The organism is Microbacterium testaceum StLB037 (assembly GCF_000202635.1).
GTDB classification, from domain to species: Bacteria; Actinomycetota; Actinomycetes; order Actinomycetales; family Microbacteriaceae; genus Microbacterium; species Microbacterium testaceum_F.
Map to the genome: position 1 here is coordinate 2,886,189 of NC_015125.1, position 19,236 is coordinate 2,905,424.

General features: G+C 69.6%; 18 protein-coding genes and 1 tRNA gene. 13 read left to right on the forward strand and 6 right to left on the reverse strand.

The window, feature by feature from the left end:
• Nucleotides 1-21: 21 nt before the first annotated feature.
• Together MTES_RS13115 and MTES_RS13120 are read left to right on the forward strand one after the other, a co-directional pair.
• Nucleotides 22-240 (forward strand): hypothetical protein, encoded by a 219-nt coding sequence (locus MTES_RS13115; protein ID WP_013585749.1) that lies wholly within the window; start codon nt 22-24, stop codon nt 238-240.
• Nucleotides 237-704, forward strand: coding sequence for a RidA family protein (locus MTES_RS13120; protein ID WP_013585750.1), 468 nt, complete (start codon nt 237-239; stop codon nt 702-704). Before MTES_RS13115 ends, MTES_RS13120 begins: the two co-directional genes overlap by 4 nt.
• Nucleotides 705-760: 56 nt before the next feature.
• Here MTES_RS13120 and MTES_RS13125 read toward each other — a convergent pair whose 3' ends face one another.
• The 5 genes from MTES_RS13125 to acs all read right to left on the reverse strand — a co-directional run bounded on the left by MTES_RS13125 (nt 761) and on the right by acs (nt 7,164).
• Nucleotides 761-1,933, reverse strand: coding sequence for a bifunctional 2-methylcitrate synthase/citrate synthase (locus MTES_RS13125; protein ID WP_013585751.1), 1,173 nt, complete (start codon nt 1,931-1,933; stop codon nt 761-763).
• Between the two features lie 2 nt (nt 1,934-1,935).
• Nucleotides 1,936-2,838 carry a methylisocitrate lyase gene (gene prpB, locus MTES_RS13130; RefSeq protein ID WP_013585752.1) on the reverse strand — a complete coding sequence of 301 codons (903 nt, stop codon included), beginning with the start codon at nt 2,836-2,838 and terminating at the stop codon, nt 1,936-1,938.
• Nucleotides 2,838-4,364 carry an MmgE/PrpD family protein gene (locus MTES_RS13135; protein WP_013585753.1) on the reverse strand — a complete coding sequence of 509 codons (1,527 nt, stop codon included), beginning with the start codon at nt 4,362-4,364 and terminating at the stop codon, nt 2,838-2,840. Before MTES_RS13135 ends, prpB begins: the two co-directional genes overlap by 1 nt.
• Nucleotides 4,361-5,041, reverse strand: a complete 681-nt coding sequence (locus tag MTES_RS13140) for a GntR family transcriptional regulator (RefSeq protein ID WP_013585754.1) — start codon at nt 5,039-5,041, stop codon at nt 4,361-4,363. Before MTES_RS13140 ends, MTES_RS13135 begins: the two co-directional genes overlap by 4 nt.
• 155 nt (nt 5,042-5,196) lie before the next feature.
• Nucleotides 5,197-7,164 (reverse strand): acetate--CoA ligase, encoded by a 1,968-nt coding sequence (gene acs, locus MTES_RS13145; protein WP_013585755.1) that lies wholly within the window; start codon nt 7,162-7,164, stop codon nt 5,197-5,199.
• 430 nt (nt 7,165-7,594) lie between these two features.
• Between acs and MTES_RS13150 the strand changes: the two genes are divergently transcribed.
• The 11 genes from MTES_RS13150 to MTES_RS13195 all read left to right on the forward strand — a co-directional run bounded on the left by MTES_RS13150 (nt 7,595) and on the right by MTES_RS13195 (nt 17,670).
• Entirely contained in the window at nt 7,595-8,563 is a 969-nt protein-coding gene (locus MTES_RS13150) for a TadA family conjugal transfer-associated ATPase (protein WP_013585756.1), read from the forward strand.
• Entirely contained in the window at nt 8,560-9,465 is a 906-nt protein-coding gene (locus MTES_RS13155) for a type II secretion system F family protein (RefSeq protein ID WP_231848083.1), read from the forward strand. The genes MTES_RS13150 and MTES_RS13155 overlap by 4 nt, the downstream gene beginning before the upstream one ends.
• A gap of 64 nt (nt 9,466-9,529) precedes the next feature.
• Nucleotides 9,530-9,769 carry a DUF4244 domain-containing protein gene (locus MTES_RS13160; protein WP_013585758.1) on the forward strand — a complete coding sequence of 80 codons (240 nt, stop codon included), beginning with the start codon at nt 9,530-9,532 and terminating at the stop codon, nt 9,767-9,769.
• Nucleotides 9,770-9,779: 10 nt separating this feature from the next.
• A complete protein-coding gene (locus tag MTES_RS13165; protein WP_013585759.1) occupies nt 9,780-10,112 on the forward strand; it encodes a hypothetical protein in 333 nt (110 codons plus the stop codon).
• The gene (locus tag MTES_RS18950) at nt 10,112-10,549 is read left to right on the forward strand and encodes an Rv3654c family TadE-like protein (protein ID WP_013585760.1); all 438 of its coding nucleotides are present in this window, start codon (nt 10,112-10,114) and stop codon (nt 10,547-10,549) included. The genes MTES_RS13165 and MTES_RS18950 overlap by 1 nt, the downstream gene beginning before the upstream one ends.
• Nucleotides 10,501-13,215 carry a type I DNA topoisomerase gene (gene topA, locus MTES_RS13170; protein WP_013585761.1) on the forward strand — a complete coding sequence of 905 codons (2,715 nt, stop codon included), beginning with the start codon at nt 10,501-10,503 and terminating at the stop codon, nt 13,213-13,215. The genes MTES_RS18950 and topA overlap by 49 nt, the downstream gene beginning before the upstream one ends.
• Entirely contained in the window at nt 13,212-13,886 is a 675-nt protein-coding gene (tmk, locus tag MTES_RS13175; protein ID WP_013585762.1) for a dTMP kinase, read from the forward strand. Before topA ends, tmk begins: the two co-directional genes overlap by 4 nt.
• Before the next feature lie 149 nt (nt 13,887-14,035).
• Nucleotides 14,036-15,214 (forward strand): DNA polymerase III subunit delta', encoded by a 1,179-nt coding sequence (locus MTES_RS13180; protein WP_013585763.1) that lies wholly within the window; start codon nt 14,036-14,038, stop codon nt 15,212-15,214.
• Entirely contained in the window at nt 15,211-16,767 is a 1,557-nt protein-coding gene (locus MTES_RS13185) for an alpha/beta hydrolase (RefSeq protein ID WP_013585764.1), read from the forward strand. Before MTES_RS13180 ends, MTES_RS13185 begins: the two co-directional genes overlap by 4 nt.
• A gap of 77 nt (nt 16,768-16,844) precedes the next feature.
• Nucleotides 16,845-17,516, forward strand: coding sequence for a deoxyribose-phosphate aldolase (gene deoC, locus MTES_RS13190; RefSeq protein ID WP_043361441.1), 672 nt, complete (start codon nt 16,845-16,847; stop codon nt 17,514-17,516).
• A gap of 78 nt (nt 17,517-17,594) precedes the next feature.
• Nucleotides 17,595-17,670, forward strand: a tRNA-Thr gene (locus MTES_RS13195).
• 38 nt (nt 17,671-17,708) lie between these two features.
• Here the strand turns inward: MTES_RS13195 and MTES_RS13200 are convergent.
• Entirely contained in the window at nt 17,709-19,160 is a 1,452-nt protein-coding gene (locus MTES_RS13200; RefSeq protein WP_013585766.1) for a hypothetical protein, read from the reverse strand.
• Between the last annotated feature and the right edge of the window lie 76 nt (nt 19,161-19,236).

Below are 19,236 nucleotides of genomic sequence, written 5' to 3' on the forward strand. Positions count from 1 at the left end.
AGTCACCTTCGGGAGCTGCGAATGACCACGTGGGAGTACCTCACCACGCCGCTGTTGATCCACAACACCGCGGCGATCCTCAACAACTGGGGAAAGCAGGGGTGGGAGCTCGTGCAGGTCGTCACCGGCCCCGAGGGCGGACTCGTCGCCTACTTCAAGCGTCCGACCGGCGGCGGCACGGCCAACGCCGGCCTCGGTGCCGCCGAGGCGGCCGCGCGCCAGTTCGAGGGCCAGCAGTGAGCGTCGCGGAGCGTCTCGCCGCGCTGGGCGTCGAGGTCCCCTCGGTCGTCCCGCCGGTCGCGGCCTACATCCCCGCGAAGCGGCACGGCGACCTCGTCTACACCTCCGGCCAGCTGCCGATGGTGCACGGAGCTCTTCCCGCCACCGGCAAGGTCGGCGAGTCCGAGGGGCTGGTCGGTCCTGCGGATGCCAAGACCTACGCGCGCCAGAGCGCGCTGAACGCGATCGCGGCGGCCGCCGCTGTCGTCGGCGGTGTCGACAAGCTGACGGGTGTGCTGAAGGTCACCGGGTTCGTGGCATCCGTTCCCGAGTTCACCGGACAGCCGGGCGTCATCAACGGCGCGAGCGAGTTCTTGGGCGAGGTCTTCGGCGACGCCGGGGTCCACGCGCGCTCCGCCGTCGGTGTTCCCGTCCTGCCGCTGGACAGCCCCGTCGAGGTCGAGGTCATCTTCACCGTCGCCTGACGGCTGACGGACGAGAGGGGGCGGGGCCGCGGAGGCTCCGTCCCCTCTCGACGTTTCTAGGACTCTTCGGGGCGAGCCGCCGCGGCGACCTCGGCCTCGGACGCGACGTAGCCGTCGATGTGCCGCTCGTCGACGCCGTTGTACGCCGACAGGGGGCGGATGAGGGCATTGGATGCCGTCTGCTCGATGATGTGGGCCGTCCATCCCGTGACCCGCGCCGCCACGAAGAGCGGAGTGAAGGTCGGGGTGTCGAATCCGATGAGGTGGTACGCGGGTCCGGACGGGTAGTCGAGGTTGGGGTAGATGCCCTTGCGTGAGACGAAGGCGGCCTCCAGTTCGTCGTAGAGCGCAGCGAGTTCGTCTGCGCCGTAGTGGGCGACGAGGGTGTCGAGGGCGGTCTTCATCGTCGGAACGCGCGAGTCGCCCTTCTTGTAGACCCGGTGGCCGAAGCCCATGATCTTGCGCTTGTTCGCCAGGGCATCGTCGAGCCACCCCTCGACGCGCTCGGCCGAACCGATCTCGTCGAAGATGTGCATGACGGCTTCGTTCGCTCCGCCGTGCAGAGCACCCTTGAGGGCACCGATCGCGCCGACGACAGCCGAGTACAGATCAGCGGTGGTCGAGGTGATGACGCGCGCCGTGAAGGTCGAGGCATTGAAGGAGTGCTCGGCGTACAGGATCATCGAGACGTTGAACGCCTCGGCGACGACGTCCACGGGCTCTTCCCCGAACGTCATCCAGAGGAAGTTGCGCGAGTAGTCGAGATCGGCGCGCGGGGGAATCAGCTCCTGTCCACGCCGCCGCCGCTGGTCGTAGGCGACCATGGCCGGGATCTTCGCGAACAGCAGCTTCGCCTTGGCGAGATCGGCCGAGGCGGAGTTGTCCGCGACGTCAGCCGCCGAGGCGCCGAGCGCCGAGACGGCGGTGCGGACGACGTCCATGGGGTGGGCGTCGAGCGAGAGCAGGTCGATCACGGTCTTGATGTCGGCGTCGAGGTCGCGGTGCGCGCGCTCGAAGGCCTCGAACTCGGCTCGTTCCGCCTCCGTCGGGAGATCGCCGTTCCACAGCAGGAGCGCGACGGCCTCGAAGGACTGGGTCGCTGCGAGCTCCTGCACGGGGTACCCGCGATAGAGGAGCGAATTGGTCTCGGGATTGACCTTGCTGACGGCGGTGTAGTCCACCGTGACGCCGGCGAGGCCCTTCTTGATGTCGTCCTGGGTGTCAGCCATGCTCACTCCTTCGTGATGGTGAAGTCGAAGATGTTCGTGTCGAAGTGGTTGTACTGCTCGTAGTCGATCAGGTCGTAGAGGTCGGCGCGATGCTGCATCTGTCCGAGCTGGCTCTTCAGGTGGCCTTCGTCCTGCAGGACGTCGAGCGCGCGGTCGGCGGCCCCCATCGCGAGCCGCAGGAGCGAGACCGGCCAGATCACGATGTTCACGCCGACGTTTCGCAGGTCATCGACGCTGAAGAGATCGCTCTTTCCGAACTCGGTCATGTTCGCGAGGATCGGCACGTCGACCGCGGCGCGCACCGCCTCGAACTCGGCGAGGGTGCGCATCGCCTCGGGGAAGATCGCGTCGGCGCCGGCATCGACGAGCTGTCGCGCGCGGTCGATCGCCGCGTCCAGCCCGTCGACGGCGCGGATGTCGGTGCGGGCCATGACGAGGAAGTTGTCGTCGCGGCGGGCATCGACCGCCGCACGGATGCGCTTGATGGCGGTGTCGGTGTCGACGACGGCCTTCCCGTCGAGGTGGCCGCAGCGCTTCGGATTGATCTGGTCTTCGATGTGGCATCCGGCAAGGCCCGCGTCTTCCAGCGTCTGGATGGTTCGCGCGACGTTCATCGGTTCGCCGAAGCCGGTGTCGGCGTCGATGATCGCCGGCAGGTCGGTCATCCGCGCGATCTGCTGCCCACGGCCGGCGACCTCGGTGAGGGTGGTGAGGCCGATGTCGGGGAGACCCAGGTCGGCGCTCAGCACTGCCCCGGAGATGTAGACGCCCTCGAAGCCTTTGCGCTCGATGAGCCGCGTCGAGAGCGGATTGAACGCCCCGGGGAAGCGAAGGAGCTCTCCGGACGCCAACCGCTCGCGGAACGCGCGTCGCTTCTCCGCGGCCGAGACGGACGAGTACAGCATCAGAAGAGTCCTTTCGGGGCGGGGGCGGATGCCAGGATGCCGGGTTTGGCGACGATGGTGAGCTGCATGACCTCGGCGGGGGTGAGCTCCGGCAGGCGTTGGGCGAGGTCGAGGAACCGGTCGATCTCCTCCGGCAGCAGCACGGGTTCGGCGAGGAGGCGGAACTTGCGGATGTAGTCGTCGCGGGCGAAGGGGCGGGCGCCGAGGGGGTGGGCGTCGGCGACGGCGATCTCGTCGGTGACGGTGGTGCCGTCGGTGAGGGTGATCTCCACCCGCCCGCCGAAGGCTTTCTCGTTCGGGTCCTCGGAGTGGTACCGGCGGGTCCATTCCGCGTCTTCGGCGGTGGTGATCTTGTGCCAGAGCTCCACCGTGTCGGGGCGGTTCGCGCGGGCGGGAGCATAGGAGTGGACGTGGTGCCAGGCGCCGTCCTGCAGGGCGACGGCGAAGATGTACGGGATGGAGTGATCCAGCGTCTCCCGACTGGCGGTGGGGTCGTATTTCTGCGGGTCGTTCGCGCCGGAGCCGATCACGTAGTGCGTGTGGTGGCTGGTGTGCAGGACGATCGAGGCGATGTTCGCCGGGTCGCGCAGCTCGGGGCGGTGGGTGCCGAGGCGGCGGGCGAGGTCGATCCACGCCTGCGCCTGATACTCCGCCGAATGCTCCTTCGTGTACGAATCCAGGATCCCTCGCTTGGGTTCCCCGTCACCGGGCAGGGGAACGTCGTAGGAGGCGTCCGGGCCGTCCAGCAGCCACGCGATCACCCCGTCCTCCCCCTCATAGATCGGAGACGGGGACGTTTCCCCGCGCATCGCCCGGTCGACCGCTTCGATCGCCATCTTCCCCGCGAACGCCGGCGCATGCGCCTTCCACGAGGAGATCTCCCCCTTACGGGACTGGCGGGTCGCGGTGGTGGTGTGAAGAGCCTGCCCGATCGCCTGATAGATCGTCGCCTGGTCCAGGCCCAGGAGGGTGCCGATACCGGCGGCCGCGGCGGGGCCGAGGTGAGCGACATGATCGATCTTGTGCTTATGCAAACTGATCGCACGAACCAGATCGATCTGCACCTCGTACGCGGTGGCGAGGGCGCGGACCACGGCGGCACCGTCGCGACCGGTGTGCTGGGCCACGGCCAGGACCGGGGGGATGTTATCGCCGGGATGGGAGTAGTCCGCCGCCAAGAACGTGTCGTGGTAATCCAGCTCGCGCACCGCGACACCGTTCGCCCACGCCGCCCACTCCGGGCTCGAGCGTCGCTCCAACGCGCACCCGAACACGGTCGCCCCCGACCCCCCGATCGACACCGCGTGATCCAACGCCTGCTGCCGCGCCGCGCTCACCGGCCCGCGTGACAGCGACGCCGCCGCCACGGCGGCATTGTCGATCACCCGGTTGATGATCATGTCGACCACATCAGCGTCCACCGGAACCGGGTCCACCGCCACCCGCGCCAACGACCACGCGAGCTGCCCCTCACGGGCGAGGTTCTCTTCGCTACGGTGGACACGAACATGGTGCGTGATCGTCATGGTCTTCTCTTTCGGGCGGCGGGCTGCGGGGTGAGTGCGAGCTCCGGGGTGGTCTCGAGCGAGTCGAGGATGCTGGTGAGTGCGTTGTGCAGGTGCACGTGCACGGCGTGAGCGGCGAGCTCGCCGTCGCCGGCCGCGATGGCCGAGGCGATCAGCCGGTGCTCGGCGACGGACGCCGCGAGCCGCTCCGGCCGGTAGCGGGCGAGGCGCCGGACGCGCACGAGATGGGTGCGGATGTTCTGCAGGGCACCGACGAGATAATCGTTGGCAGCGGCGGCATCCAGCTCGTCGTCGAAATCGGCGATGAGGGCGTAGTACGCATCCCTTGCGGCGTCGCCGTCGAGGTCGGCTGCCGCGAAAGCGTCGGCCATCCGCGCGAACGTCGGGGCCGCTGGGGATGCCGCAGCCAGGCGTGCCGCGGTCTCTTCGAGTGCGCGGCGCACGGTGAACAGGGAGCGGATGTCATCGCTCTGCACGTCGGTGACCACGGTCACCCGTGGCGAGGATTGCGCGACGAGCCCGTCGGAGGCCAGGCGCGCGAGTGCCGCCCGCAGGGGAGTGCGACTGACGCCGAGGCGGGCGGACTGCTCGACCTCGCCGAGCACGGTGCCGGGTGCGAGAACGCCCGTCTGGATCTCGTCGAGGAGCGTCGTGTAGGCCCGGTCGCTTGCGCGCATCGCAGGCCCCCTCAGCTCCGTCGGTGACAGTGAGTGTATACGCAATACAGCTCCCGCGGGGGTCAGATCCGCTCTTTTCCCCGACAATGTATCCATAACAGCGAAGGTCCCGGATGCCACGGGTGCGGCATCCGGGACCTTCGCTGACGGGATCCCTACTTCACCTGTGCGCTGATGACGCTCATGACGGCGGTGTCCGCGAGGGTCGTCGTGTCTCCGACCTCGCGCCCCTCGGCGACATCGCGAAGGAGGCGGCGCATGATCTTGCCGGAGCGGGTCTTGGGCAGCTCTCCGACGATGTACACGTCGCGGGGGCGGGCGATCGGGCCGATCTGCTCACCGACCCACTTGCGCAGCTCATCGCCGAGGCCCTCGACGGGGTGCTGCTTGAGGTAGCTGCTCTTGATGATGACGAAGGCGACGACGGCTTGGCCCGTCGTCTCGTCGGAGGCGCCGACGACCGCGGACTCGGCCACGCCCTCGTGGCCGACGAGGGCCGACTCGATCTCGGCCGTCGACAGGCGGTGGCCCGAGACGTTCATCACGTCGTCGACGCGGCCCAGGAGCCAGACGTCGCCGTCGTCATCGAGCCGGGCGCCGTCGCCCGCGAAGTAGTAGCCCTTGTCGGCGAACTTCTCCCAGTACGTCTCGCGGTAGCGATCGGGGTCGCCCCAGATGCCGCGGAGCATGCTCGGCCAGGGCTCCGTGACGACGAGGAGGCCGCCGCTGCCGTTTCCGACGGGCTCGCCCTGGTCGTCGACGACGGCGATCGAGATCCCCGGAATGGGCACCTGCGCCGAGCCGGGCTTGGTCTCGGTGACCCCGGGGAGCGCGGAGATCATGATCGCGCCCGTTTCGGTCTGCCACCAGGTGTCGACGATCGGAGCCCTGTCGGCCCCGATGATGTCTCGGTACCAGACCCACGCTTCGGGGTTGATGGGCTCGCCCACGGAGCCGAGGAGGCGCAACGACGACAGATCGAACTTCTGCGGGACGTCGCGGCCGATCTTCATGAACGACCGGATCGCGGTGGGCGCGGTGTAGAAGATCGTCACGCCGTGCTTCTCGATGAGCTCCCACCAGCGCCCGGGGTGCGGGGTGTCGGGGGTTCCTTCGTAGAGGAGTTGGGTCGCGCCGTTGGCGAGCGGACCGTACGTGACGTAGGTGTGGCCCGTGATCCAGCCGATGTCGGCGGTGCACCAGTACACGTCGGTTCCGGGGTGCACGTCGTGGACGACGCGGTTGGTGAAGGCCGCCTGCGTGAGGTAGCCGCCGGAGGTGTGGAGGATGCCCTTGGGCTTCCCGGTCGTGCCGGAGGTGTAGAGGATGAACAGCGGCGTCTCGGCGGGGAAGGCCTCGGCCTCGTGCTCGGCGGCGGCCTGCGGCACGACGTCGTGGTACCAGAGGTCGCGCCCCTCGACCCAGTCGACGTCGTTCTCGCCGCGCTTGACCACGAGCACGTGTTCGACGGTCTCCTGGATGCCGGACCCGTTGCGGTCGGCGAGGGCTTGGTCGACGGCGGGCTTGAGGGGGGAAACCTTGCCCTTGCGCCAGCCGCCGTCGGCGGTGATGACGAGCTTGGCGCCGGCGTCATCGATGCGGGAACGAAGGCTGTCGGCCGAGAAGCCGCCGAAGACGACCGAGTGCACGGCGCCGATGCGGGCGACGGCGAGCATGGAGGCGATGGCCTCGGGGATCATCGGCAGGTAGATGGCCACGCGATCGCCGCGTTCGATCCCCAGGCCGATCAGGACGTTCGAGAGGCGCTTGACCTCGTCGGTGAGCTCTGCGTAGGTCACGTTCCGCTGGTCGCCGGGTTCGCCCTCCCAGCGCAGAGCGATGCGGTCGCCGTTGCCGGCCTCGACGTGGCGGTCGAGGCAGTTGTAGGCGACGTTGAGCTCTCCGTCGGCGAACCATTCCGCGAAAGGCGGGTTCGACCAGTCGAGCACCCGTGTGAAGGGTGTGTGCCAGTGCAGCTCCCGAGCCTGATCGGCCCAGAACCCCTCTCGGTCGGCCGCGGCGCGTTCGTACAGGCTGCGGTCGGCGACGGCCGCGGAGGCGAACTCCGCCGAGGGCGCGAACCGCCGGGTTTCGTTGAGGAGATGGTCGATCTGGCTGCTCATCGCGGCGCTCCTTCGCGGTCGAGGTGATGCCGCGTCCTCGCGGGCATCGTCACCATGCTGACGCTAGCGAGGGCCCCCGACACCCGGCCACCTCCGATAGTTGGCATCCGCTCGAGAAGAAACAGGTGATATATCAGGGGCGCGCGGCGTGTGGTGAGTTGGCGGGGCCGTCCGAGGCGCGTAATCTAGCCATGCCCGAACATCGCTTCCGGCATTCGCGTCGGTGGGAGCCCCCCAATTTCCGCCGGCGCGTGGCGGCATCCCTCGCCCCCCACTGATGGGATGCCGCCCCCTCTTTTTTCCGCCTCGTCCGACGCCGGACCGAGGTGCGGTGCGGCTCCCTCTCCCCGAGAGGCGACCTCGACGATCTCTCCACGGATCCGCCTTCTGCGGCCACGGCCGACGCTCCCGTCCTCGTACGGTCATGGGCATGTCTCCCGTCCTTCCCTTCCGGCCTCTCTCGAGCGTCTGGCGTGATCCGGCGCTGGCCTTCCTTCGGCCGTTCCTCGACGACCCGGCGGTCACGGACCTTTTCCTCAACGGTGACGAGGGACTCTTCGTCGACCGCGGACAGGGGGCGGAGGCGGTTCCGTCCTGGCGCGCGGAGGAGAGCGACGTGCGTCGGCTGGCGGTTCGCCTGATCGCGCTCGGGGGGAGACACCTCGATGACGCGTCGCCGTGCGTCGATGTGCGCCTGGATCGCGGCATCCGGGTCCATGCCGTGCTCTTCCCCGTCTCCACGCGGGGGACGGCGATCTCCATCCGTGTTCCCCGGTGGGACGCGCCCGACCTGGAACGGTTGGAAGAGGTGGGGATGTTCACGGCGCGGGGGCGTGACCGGCTCGAAAGCCTGGTCGAGGCGAGGGCGAACCTGCTCATCACCGGAGCGACGGGTGCGGGAAAGACGACGCTGTTGAGCGCTCTTCTCTCTCGCGTTCCCCGCGATGAGCGCCTCGTGACGATCGAGGAGGTGGCCGAACTCCGTCCCGCACATCCGCATCATGTCGCCCTCGAGGCGCGCCAACCCAACCTCGAGGGGGCAGGCGGCATCGGGCTTGCCCGCCTGGTGCGCGAGGCGTTGAGGATGAGGCCTGACCGTCTCATCCTCGGGGAGTGTCGAGGGGAGGAGCTCCGCGAACTCCTCCTCGCGTTGAACACGGGGCACGACGGAGGGGCGGGCACCCTGCACGCCCGGAGCCTCTCCGACGTGCCTTCTCGCCTCGAGGCGCTCGGCGCGTTGGCGGGGATGGACGCGGCGACGACGGCGCGGCAGGCGCACAGCGCCCTGGACGCGGTCATCCACGTCGAACGCACCTCCCTCGGCCGCCGCATCGTCGGTGTCGGTCGCCCGCTCCTGCGAGACGGGCGACTGTCGATCGAGCCGGAGCGGTGGACATGATGCTCGTGCGCCGTCGGGCGAGCTCCACGGACGCAGACCCCCTCGACACGGTTCTCCGTCTCGCCGTTCTCCTCTCGGCGGGGCTCAGCGCAGCCGCCGCATGGCAGCATCTGGCCGAAGACGCCGAGCCGATTGCGCGTGACGCCGCTGCTGCCGCCGCCGCGGGTGACGACGTCGCCGTCGTTCTGAGGAGAGCGGGACAAGGCTGGCTCGATATCGCGGCGGTGTGGGCCGTCGCGACATCCGTAGGTGCGCCCTTGGCCGACACTCTTCGCGAGGTGGGTACATCCCTCCGCGAGGCGCGGGACATCGCAGATGACGTGAGGGTCGCCCTGGCAGAACCTGCCGCGACGGCGCGGCTCCTCGCAGGTCTGCCGCTCGTGGGTGTTCCGCTCGGTGCTGTCCTCGGGTTCGACACGGTGCGTGTGCTCACCGCCGATCCCGTGGGCCGTCTGTGTCTCGCGGCAGGGCTGGCGCTGGTCGTCATGGCTCGTGTCTGGTCCCGACGGTTGGCGCGTCGGGCGGAACCCGCGAGAGTCGTGCCCGGAATGACCGCGGAGCTTCTGGCGGTCGCGCTCGCTGCGGGAGCGTCCATCGAACGTGCCCGCTCGCTCATCGCCGCGGAGCGACGTGGCGGGGCTCTCGCGGATGATGACGACCTGCGCCGCGCCGAAGCCACGCTCGACCTCTCCCTGCGTGCGGGGGTGCCGGCGGGGGAGCTGCTCCGCGGCGACGCGTGGCTGGCCCGTCGCGCCGCGCGGACCGAGGGACGCGAAGCAGCGGCCCGGCTGTCCACGCGTCTTCTTCTTCCGCTCGGCGTCTGCACCCTCCCTGCTTTCCTGCTCCTCGCCGTGGCGCCGCTCCTCATCGGCGTGCTCCGCTCCGGCGTCTCCCCGTTCTGACCCGTCCCTCTCCTCCTTACGCAACTCGACTCATCCCCGCCCTCACCGACGAAAGAGGTCTCCCATGACGATCCCCATCCCGTTTCCCTTCGCCGCCACTCCCGACGCCCCGTCGTTGCCGCTCTTGACGAATCAGCGTGCCGGTTCGCTCTTCCTCGACGATCGCGGAGCGGCCACCGCCGAGTACGCGATCGCCACGATGGCAGCCGTCGCCTTCGCCGGGTTGCTCGTCATGATCATGAGGAGCGACGAGGTGCGCGGCATCCTGACCGATCTCGTCCGCCGCGCGCTCACCGTCCAGTGAGGAGCGCCCGGTGAGACGAGTCCTCCTCGACGAGCGTGGCTCGGTGACTGCGGAGTTCGCGGTCGCCGTCCCGGCCGTCATCGTCGTGCTGGCCCTCGGCGTGGGCGTGTTGGGATCGGCGTCGACGGCCGTCCGGCTCCAGCACGTGTCCGCCGAGTCGGCCCGGCTCCTCGGGCGAGGCGACGACGCGCGCGCCTTCGCGGCGATCGGCGACATCGGCGCCTCGATGTCGGTCTCCCGTCGCGACGGTCTCGTGTGCGTCGACGCGTCGGCACCGGTTCCGCTCTCCGTGCCGCTCCCTCCCGTGTCGGCGCGCGCCTGTGCCCTGGACGGGGGCGAGTGATGCCCGGCACCGTTTCCGTCGTCGGCGTCACGGCGGTCACCGCCGCTCTGACCCTCGCGCTCGCCGCGGTCGGCGGAGCCGCTGTCCATGCGCAGAAGCTCGCCGGAACAGCGGATGCCGCGGCCCTCGCGGCGGCGGATACGGTGAGCGGTGCCGTCGACGGTGTGCCCTGCGAGGCCGCCGCCGCGGTCGCGGCAGCCGGTGGCGCGACCCTCGAGGAGTGCGTGCTCGACGGCCTCGTCGCCACGGTGGGGGTGGGGACGGCGTACGGTGGAATTCCGTTCGATGCACACTCTCGAGCCGGTCCCCCCGAAATGACCGCTCGAGCGGTCCCCGGGAACCCCACCAGGAATGCGTGTGTATGGTGTGCAGCGAAGAAAGGACCCCAGTGGCAAACGGCAAGAAGCTCGTCATCGTCGAGTCCCCGACCAAGATGAAGTCGATTCAGGGATACCTCGGTGACGACTACGAGGTCCTCAGCTCGGTCGGACACATCCGCGATCTCGCGTCCAAGAAAGAGATCCCGGCCGACAAGAAGGCGGCATACGGCAAGTACTCCATCGACGTCGAGAACGACTTCGACCCCTACTACGTCGTCAACGACCGCAAGACCAAGACAGTCGCCGAGCTCAAGCGCGCGCTCAAGACGGCGGACGAAGTCCTGCTGGCCACTGATGGTGACCGCGAGGGCGAAGCCATCGCGTGGCACCTCCTCGAGGTCCTGAAGCCCAAGGTCCCCGTCCGCCGCATGATCTTCCACGAGATCACGAAAGACGCCATCCGCGAAGCCGCGGAGCACACGCGCGACCTCGACGTCTCGCTCGTCGACGCGCAGGAGACCCGTCGCGTCCTCGACCGCCTCTACGGGTGGGACGTCTCGCCGGTCCTCTGGCGCAAGGTCGGTTCGGGTCGCGAGGGAACGGCGCTCAGCGCGGGCCGCGTCCAGTCCGCCGCCACCCGCATGGTCGTCGAGCGCGAGCGCGAGCGCATGGCGTTCGTCTCGGCGTCGTACTGGGACGTCGAGGCCCTCGCCTCGCAGGCCGGGTCCTCCTTCACCACGCGTCTGAACCGCCTCGACGGTGCTCCCATCGCGCGCGGTGGCGACTACGACGACAACGGCCAGCTGAAGAAGGCCGTCGTCGTCCTCGACGAGGCTCAGGCTCGCGCGCTGGCCGATGCCGTCACCGCCGCCGGTCGCGCGACCGTCGCGAAGGTCGAGGCCAAGCCCGGTACGCGCAGCCCCCGCGCACCCTTCACGACCTCCACGATGCAGCAGGAGGCCGGTCGCAAGCTCTCGATGAGCGCCAAGCACGCCATGGGCGTCGCTCAGCGGCTCTACGAGAAGGGTTTCATCACCTATATGCGAACCGACTCGGTCGCGCTGTCCGCCCAGGCGATCTCGGCGGCGCGCGCGCAGGCGGTCTCGCTGTACGGCGACAAGGCCGTTCCGGCCAACCCCCGCGTCTACAAGAGCAAGTCGAAGAACGCCCAGGAGGCGCACGAGGCGATCCGTCCCTCGGGGGAGACCTTCCGTACCCCGGCGTCCGTCGCGTCCTCGCTCGATCGCGATGAGCAGAAGCTCTACGACCTCATCTGGAAGCGCACCGTCGCCAGCCAGATGGCGGATGCCAAGTACGAGACGACGACCGTCACCCTCACCGTCCAGGCGGGGGAGAAGGTCGCCGAGTTCACGGCATCCGGAACCGTCTACACCTTCAAGGGCTTCCTCGAAGCGTACGAAGAAGGCGCCGACGAGAAGCGCAACGGCCGCGACGCGGACGAGGACCAGTCGCTGCCCGCGGTCACGGTGGGCGACGAGCTGACCGTGAGCGATGTCGAGCCCAAGGGGCACAGCACCTCGCCGAAGCCGCGTTACACCGAAGCGAGCCTGGTCAAGGCGCTCGAGGAGAAGGGGATCGGCCGCCCGTCGACCTTCGCCAGCATCATCGGCGTCATCCTCGACCGCGGCTACGTCACCAAGCGCGGTCAGGCACTCGTTCCGAGCTGGCTCGCCTTCAGCGTGGTTCGTCTGCTCGAGGAGCACTTCGCCGACCTCGTCGACTACGACTTCACTGCGGCCCTCGAAGACGACCTCGATGCGATCGCCCGCGGCGAGCAGCGTCGTACCGAGTGGCTCAAGGAGTTCTACTTCGGCTCCGACAAGCAGATCGGTCTGCGCCACATCGTCGACAACCTCGGCGAGATCGACGCTCGCGAGCTGAACTCGACGCGGATCACCGACACCGCCACGCTCCGCTTCGGCAAGTACGGCCCCTACCTCGAGGTCACCGAGCCCGGTGCCGATCCCGAGGCCAAGCCGCGTATCGTCAACATCCCCGAAGATCTGGCGCCCGACGAGCTCACGCCCGAGAAGGCGCAGGAGCTCATCGACGCCCCCGTGGCCGGCGACCGTGTGCTGGGGGAGAACCCCGAGAACGGCAAGCTCATCGTCGTGAAGGACGGACGCTTCGGCCCCTACGTCCAGGAGCTCGAGCCCGAGGAGCCCGAAGAAGTCGACGCCGCCACGGGCGAGGTCATCGAGCAGCCCAAGAAGAAGACGACGAAGAAGGAAGCGGCGCCCAAGCCCCGCACGGCGTCACTCTTCCGATCGATGTCGGTCGACACCATCGATCTCGACACGGCGCTGCAGCTCTTGTCCCTCCCGCGCGTCGTGGGCGTCGACCCCGAGTCCGGAGCCGAGATCACCGCGCAGAACGGCCGGTTCGGGCCTTACCTGAAGAAGGGCACCGACTCCCGGTCTCTCGACGACGAGAAGCAGATCTTCGACATCACGCTCGAGGAGGCCCTCGCCAAGTACGCCGAGCCCAAGTACGGCGCACGCCGTGCATCCAGTGCCCTGAAGGAGTTCGACGCCGACCCCGTGAGTGGAAAGCCGATCAAGCTCAAGGACGGTCGCTTCGGCCCGTACGTCACCGATGGGGAGACCAACGCCACGGTGCCCCGCGGCGAAGACGCGATGGCCATCACCTTCGAGCGCGCGGTCGAGCTCATCGCCGACAAGCGCGCGAAGGGACCGGCACCGAAGAAGACCGCCGCGCGCAAGACGACGACCACGCGCAAGGCCCCGGCGAAGAAGTCGTGACCGAGGACCCGACCCGGCCGCCGCGCGCCCCTCGCGCCGCGACGGCCGGGGGCCCCGGTCTCTTCGTGACGTTCGAGGGCGGCGATGGCGCGGGCAAGACCACTCAGGCCGCACTGCTCGAGGCGTGGCTCCGCGAGAACGGTCGCGAGGTCGTGCGCACGCGTGAGCCCGGGGGCACCGAGGTGGGCGTCCTCGTGCGGGACATCGTGCTGCACCACCGCGGCGACATCGCGCCACGCGCCGAAGCCCTGCTGTACGCCGCCGATCGGGCGCACCACATCGAGACCGTGGTGCGACCCGCGATCTCGCGGGGAGACGTCGTCATCCAGGATCGGTACCTGGACTCCTCGGTCGCGTACCAGGGGGCCGGGAGAGTGCTCGACGCCGACGACATCCGCGACCTGTCGCTCTGGGCGACGGGCGGGCTGCTGCCCGACCTGACCGTGCTCCTCGACCTCGATCCCGCCGCGGCCCGTTCCCGGCTCGACGCCGACGAGAAGCCGTTCGACCGGCTCGAGGCGGAGAAGGGCGAGTTCCACACCCGGGTCCGCGACGGCTTCCTCGCGCTCGCCGCGGCCGAACCCGAGCGTTTCATCGTGCTCGACGCGCGTCAGCCCGTGCCCGAACTCGCGGACCGTGTCCGCGAGGCCGTGGCATCCCGTCTCTCCTGACGACAGACCGTCCCGGTTCTCGCGGGTGACGCCCGAGCGAGGACCGGTGCTTCCGGGGCCGCGAGGACAGTGGGGCGACGCCGATTCCGTCGTCCGCGCACAGCGGATCGCCAGCGGCGGTGTCGGAACCCCCGTCTAGGGTGGAACGCATGCCCGCCGTGCTGGACTCTTCTCCCGACGTCGCCGTTCCCGCGCCGTTCCCCTGGGACGCGGTGTGGGGTCAGCCCGAGGCCGTCGAGACGCTTCGGGCTGCGGCATCCGACCCCGCGGCTCTCGCGCACGCGTGGCTCATCACGGGGCCTCCCGGGTCGGGCCGGTCCACGCTCGCGTACGCGTTCGCGGCGGCGCTCATCGCCGAGCCGGGCGACGAACACGCGCAGCGTCAGGTGATCGCGCGCACGCACCCCGACCTCACGGCCCTGCGCACCGAGCAGGTCGTCATCCGCATCGACGAAGCCCGCCGCCTCGTCGAACGCGCCTCGTTCGCACCGTCGCTCGGGCGGCACCGCGTGATCGTCGTCGAAGACGCCGATCGCATGGCCGAACGCACCTCGAACGTTCTCCTGAAGGCCCTCGAGGAGCCGCCTGAGCAGACCGTATGGGTGCTCTGCGCACCGAGCGACGCCGATCTGCTGCCCACCATCCGGTCGCGCGTGCGCGTGCTGCGCCTGCGCGAGCCCTCCGTCTCCGATGTCGCGGCCCTGATCGTCGAGCGCACGGGCGTCGCGCCCGACGTCGCCGAAGAATCGGCCCGCCACGCCCAGCGCCACATCGGCATGGCCCAGCGCCTCGCGACCGACGACGACGCGCGGGCGCGCCGCGCCGAGACACTCGCGGCGGTGCTCGGCGTCCGTGGCATCGGTGACGCGGTCGAGGTCGCCGGACGTATCGTCCGCCTCGCGACCGACGACGCCAAAGCGCTGACCGCCACCCGTGACGAAGAGGAGCGCCGCAATCTGCTGCGCATGCTCGGCGTCGCCGAGGGGGCGGCGGTCCCGCCGTCCGTCCGCGGACAGGTCAACGCCCTCGAGGACGACCAGAAGCGCCGCGCCACCCGGAGTCTGCGCGACGGGATCGACCGCGTGCTCACCGACCTGCAGTCGCTCTTCCGCGATGTCGTCATGCTGCAGTTCGGTCGCGACACCGACCTCGTCAACAGCGAGCGCAGCGATGACCTCCGCGCGCTCGCCGCGGAGTGGTCGACGGCGCGCACGCTGGGGGTGCTGGACCGCATCTCCGATACTCGTCGCAACCTCGAGCAGAACGCGGCACCTCTTCTCGCGCTCGAGAGTCTGTTGATCACCGTCGCCGACGGGTCGGCCCCGTGAACGCGCGGCGTCTGAACGCGCGGCGTCGTCTCGTCGCGCTGGTCGCTGGTCTGGCCACCGCGGTCCTCGCCCTCTCCGGCTGTCTTTACGCCCAGATCCCGCCCGCAGCACCCGCTCCTGGCCCCTCGCTCGCCCCGCAGACCGACGGCATCTCCGAGGAGCTGCTCCCGTACTACTCGCAGGCTCTGGCTTGGCAGGAGTGCGGCACCGGTCTCGACTGCGCGACGGTGACGGCTCCGCGCGACTACAGCGATCCCTCGAAGGGCGACCTGCAGCTCGCCGTCGTGCGCCACCGGGCGAGCTCCGGAAAGCCGCTGGGCTCACTCCTGACGAATCCCGGAGGCCCCGGCGCGAGCGGGGTCGCTCTCGTGAAGTCGTCGCTGTCGATCCTCGTCGACCAGAAGCTCTCCGACGCCTACGACGTGATCGGCTTCGATCCGCGCGGTGTCGGCGAGTCGACGGCCGTCAGCTGCTACGACGCGAAGGGTCTCGACAGCTACTTCTACGACATCCCGCCGGGCGCGCGGGGCAGCGCGGAGCGGGAGCAGGCGCTGAACGAGCGCGCCGCCGCCTTCGCCCAGGCGTGCAACGCGAACAGCGACGGCATCCTGCCCTACATCAGCACCGAGAACTCGGCGCGCGACATGGATCTGCTGCGGGCGGTGCTCGGCGACCCGAAGCTGAACTACCTGGGCTTCTCGTACGGTTCCTTCCTCGGCACCGTCTACGCCGGGCTGTTCCCCGAGCGCGTCGGACGCATGGTGCTCGACGGGGGAATCGACCCCACCCTGTCGCAGACCGACTCCTCGATCGGGCAGGCCGAGGGCTTCGAGCAGTCGCTGCGCGCGTTCATGGCGAATTGCCTCACGACCTCCGACTGCCCCTACAGCGGCTCGGTCGATGACGCGATGGCCGACCTCGCGGCGACGCTCGCCCGTGTCGACGCCCGCCCGATCACGGCCGGCGACGGGCGTCAACTCGGGGGAGACACCCTAATGACGGCGATCGTGGCCGCGCTCTACAGCGAAGACAGCTGGCCCTACCTGCGATCGGCGCTGTCCGACGTCGGCAACGGCCGCGCCGACGTCGCGTTCCAGCTCGCCGACTTCTACAACGATCGACAGGGCGGGCGCTACGCCAGCAACACGATGGAAGCCTTCATCGCGTACAACTGCATGGATTACCCGGACGAGGGATCGGATGCCGATGACGCGGCGTACCGTCAGCGTCTGGCCGAGGTCGCCCCGACGACGGCACCGTACTGGGAGGGCGTCGATGTGTGTGCCTCCTGGCCCGCACCGCCCACCGGCACGCGCGGTGCCATCACCGCCGAGGGCTCTCCGCCCATCGTCGTGATCGGAACGACGGGCGACCCCGCCACCCCGTATGTGGGTGCCCAACGGCTCGCCGAACAGCTCTCCGACGGTGTGCTGATCACGAACGTCGGGGAAGGCCACCTCGGCTACAACAAGGGCAAGGCGTGCGTGAACGACGCCGTCGACGACTACCTCATCGACGGCACGGTGCCCGAGGACGGTCTGCGCTGCGAGTGAGAGCCGTACCCCCTCGAGGGCCCGGCGCCACCGTCCCGCCGCCTAGGCTGTTCACGTCCCACCCCGAAGGAGTCCCCATGACCGCGCCCGTCACCGACCTGGCTCGTTACATCGACCACACGCTGCTCAAGCCCGAGGCCACGCGCGCCGACGTCGAGCGCGTCATCGCCGAGGGGGCCGAGCTGGGCACGTACAGCGTGTGCCTGTCCCCGTCGTTCCTCCCGGTCGAGGTGCCCGCGGGGCTCAAGGTCGCCGTCGTCTGCGGCTTCCCGAGCGGCAAGCACCACGCCGAGGTCAAGGCGGCCGAGGCCGCGCTGGCCGTGGCTCAGGGCGCCGACGAGATCGACATGGTCATCGACGTGGGCGCGGCGATCGAGGGACGCTACGAGGTCGTCGAGACCGAGATCCGCGCCGTGCGGACGGCCGCTCCCGCTCCGACGGTCCTCAAGGTCATCATCGAGTCGGCGGCGCTCTCCGACGACGCGATCGTCGCGGTGTGCGAGGCGGCCGTCGCCGCCGGGGCCGACTTCGTGAAGACCTCCACGGGGTTCCACCCCGCCGGTGGGGCCAGCGTGCACGCGGTGGAACTCATGAAGCGCACGGTCGGCGACCGCGCCGAGGTCAAGGCATCCGGAGGCATCCGCACCCGCGCGGCGGCCGAAGAGATGGTCGCAGCCGGCGCCACCCGACTGGGCCTGTCGTCGAGTCGCGACATCCTCGCGGACCGCTCGGCGACCGGCGACTACTGACGCGTACAACCCGACGCGTACGACGTGACGCGCTGGAGCATGTAAGATCGATGATCGTGCACGCGACAGCGCGCACACGCCGCCTTAGCTCAGACGGCAGAGCGATTCACTCGTAATGAATAGGTCAAGGGTTCGATTCCCTTAGGCGGCTCCACACAGAAGGCCCGGGATCATCCCCGGGCCTTCTGCCGTTCACGGCAACGTCGGCGCCGGGGGTGCCGTCGCCTCGGGAACCTCGACGTCGGGCCCCTTCGGTGCGCGAGGATCCTCGGGCGCGGAGCCGCGCCGCGCGTTCGAGTCCGCGGCATCCCTGTCGGCTTCGCTCTTCTCCTCCTCGACGAGGATCGGGTGCGCTTCGGCGTACGAGTCGTGCCGAATGCCGGTCACCTGCCAGGACACTTTCACGCCGCCCCGGTCCGAGCGGATCTCGAACGCGTTGCCCTCGACCTCTCGCGAGATCGCGACCTGCGCGAAGTCGCCGATGACGGTGAGCTGGTAACGGGGATCGCGGTTCAACGCCTCGAAGTAGTCGGGGAGGCTGACGGTCGCGCGCCCGGCGTCGTCGGTGACGACCGTGCCGTTGTAGACGTTCATCATGTCGGGCGATTCGACGAACGAGTGCGAGAGCCACTTGTTGTCGGGATCGAGGGGGTGGTCGATCCGGAACGACCCCGCGCTCTTGCTGAGCGTGCCGTTGACGTGCACGCGTCCCTGCGCGAACATCGCGTAGCCGTCCGGGCTCGAGGTCGTGCCGTACACGCCGTAGTTCTGTCCGGACGTCGCCGTGGCGGCCCCGTACAGACCCCACGCCGTCCCCTGGCCCCAGACGCCGACGTAGGCGGAGTCACCGCGGACGCCTGCCGTGGCGCCGCCGCTGCCGTACACGGAGTACTGCCCGCCCTCGGCGAGCAACGCCTGCGCGGTGTTCGAGACGGATGCCTGGGCGTGGATGCCGATCCGCCCGGTGCCGCGGACACCGACGCCGGAGTCGATGTTGGTGTTGGCGCCCAGAACCGCGGTGGCACCCGCTGTCGAGCCGTAGACGCCGGTGGGGCCCGAGAAATAGCCGCCGACGTTGCCGTTGCCGATGACGCCGTAGTTCGTGGAGGTCCCGAGCACCCCGCCGGAGGGGCCCGAGGCGATGACGCCGTAGTAGTTCGTCGACGTCGCCTGGAGCGCGGCGGCGGACGTCGAGCGCAGGTCCGCGCCGAGTCCGCTCTGGGACTGGCCGAAGAGAGCTGTGCCCGCCTTGGCGGTCGCGGAGACGGCTCGCGAGGTCGTGCCCCCGCTCGTGGTGGCGCGGACGGCCGTGCCGCTCGTCACCACCTGGAGCTTGGCATCGGGTGCGGTGCTTCCGATGCCGACGTTCCCGTTCGCGGCGACCCGCATGCGCTCGGAGACGGCCGAACTCGTCGATGAGTACGTCTTGAAGATCAGGGGCGCTCCCGCGTTCGTCGGGCCGAGGAAGTTCGAGCCGTTGCTCGAGACGCCGGAGTTGCCTCCGAGCGCCCAGGCGGTGGTGCCGGGGGCCGCGGCGGCGGGCGTCGAAGCCGCGGTGGCGGCGACCACTCCGGCGGCACCGGCCACCGCCGTGGTGAACAGGGCCCGACGCGGAAGGCCGGAGGAAGCGGGGGGTGTGGGCATGGAGATCTCCAGTCAGGGGGCTCGAACGGGACGCGGCTGGGGGCGACGCTAGGGGCGCGCTCTCCTCGTCGACAAG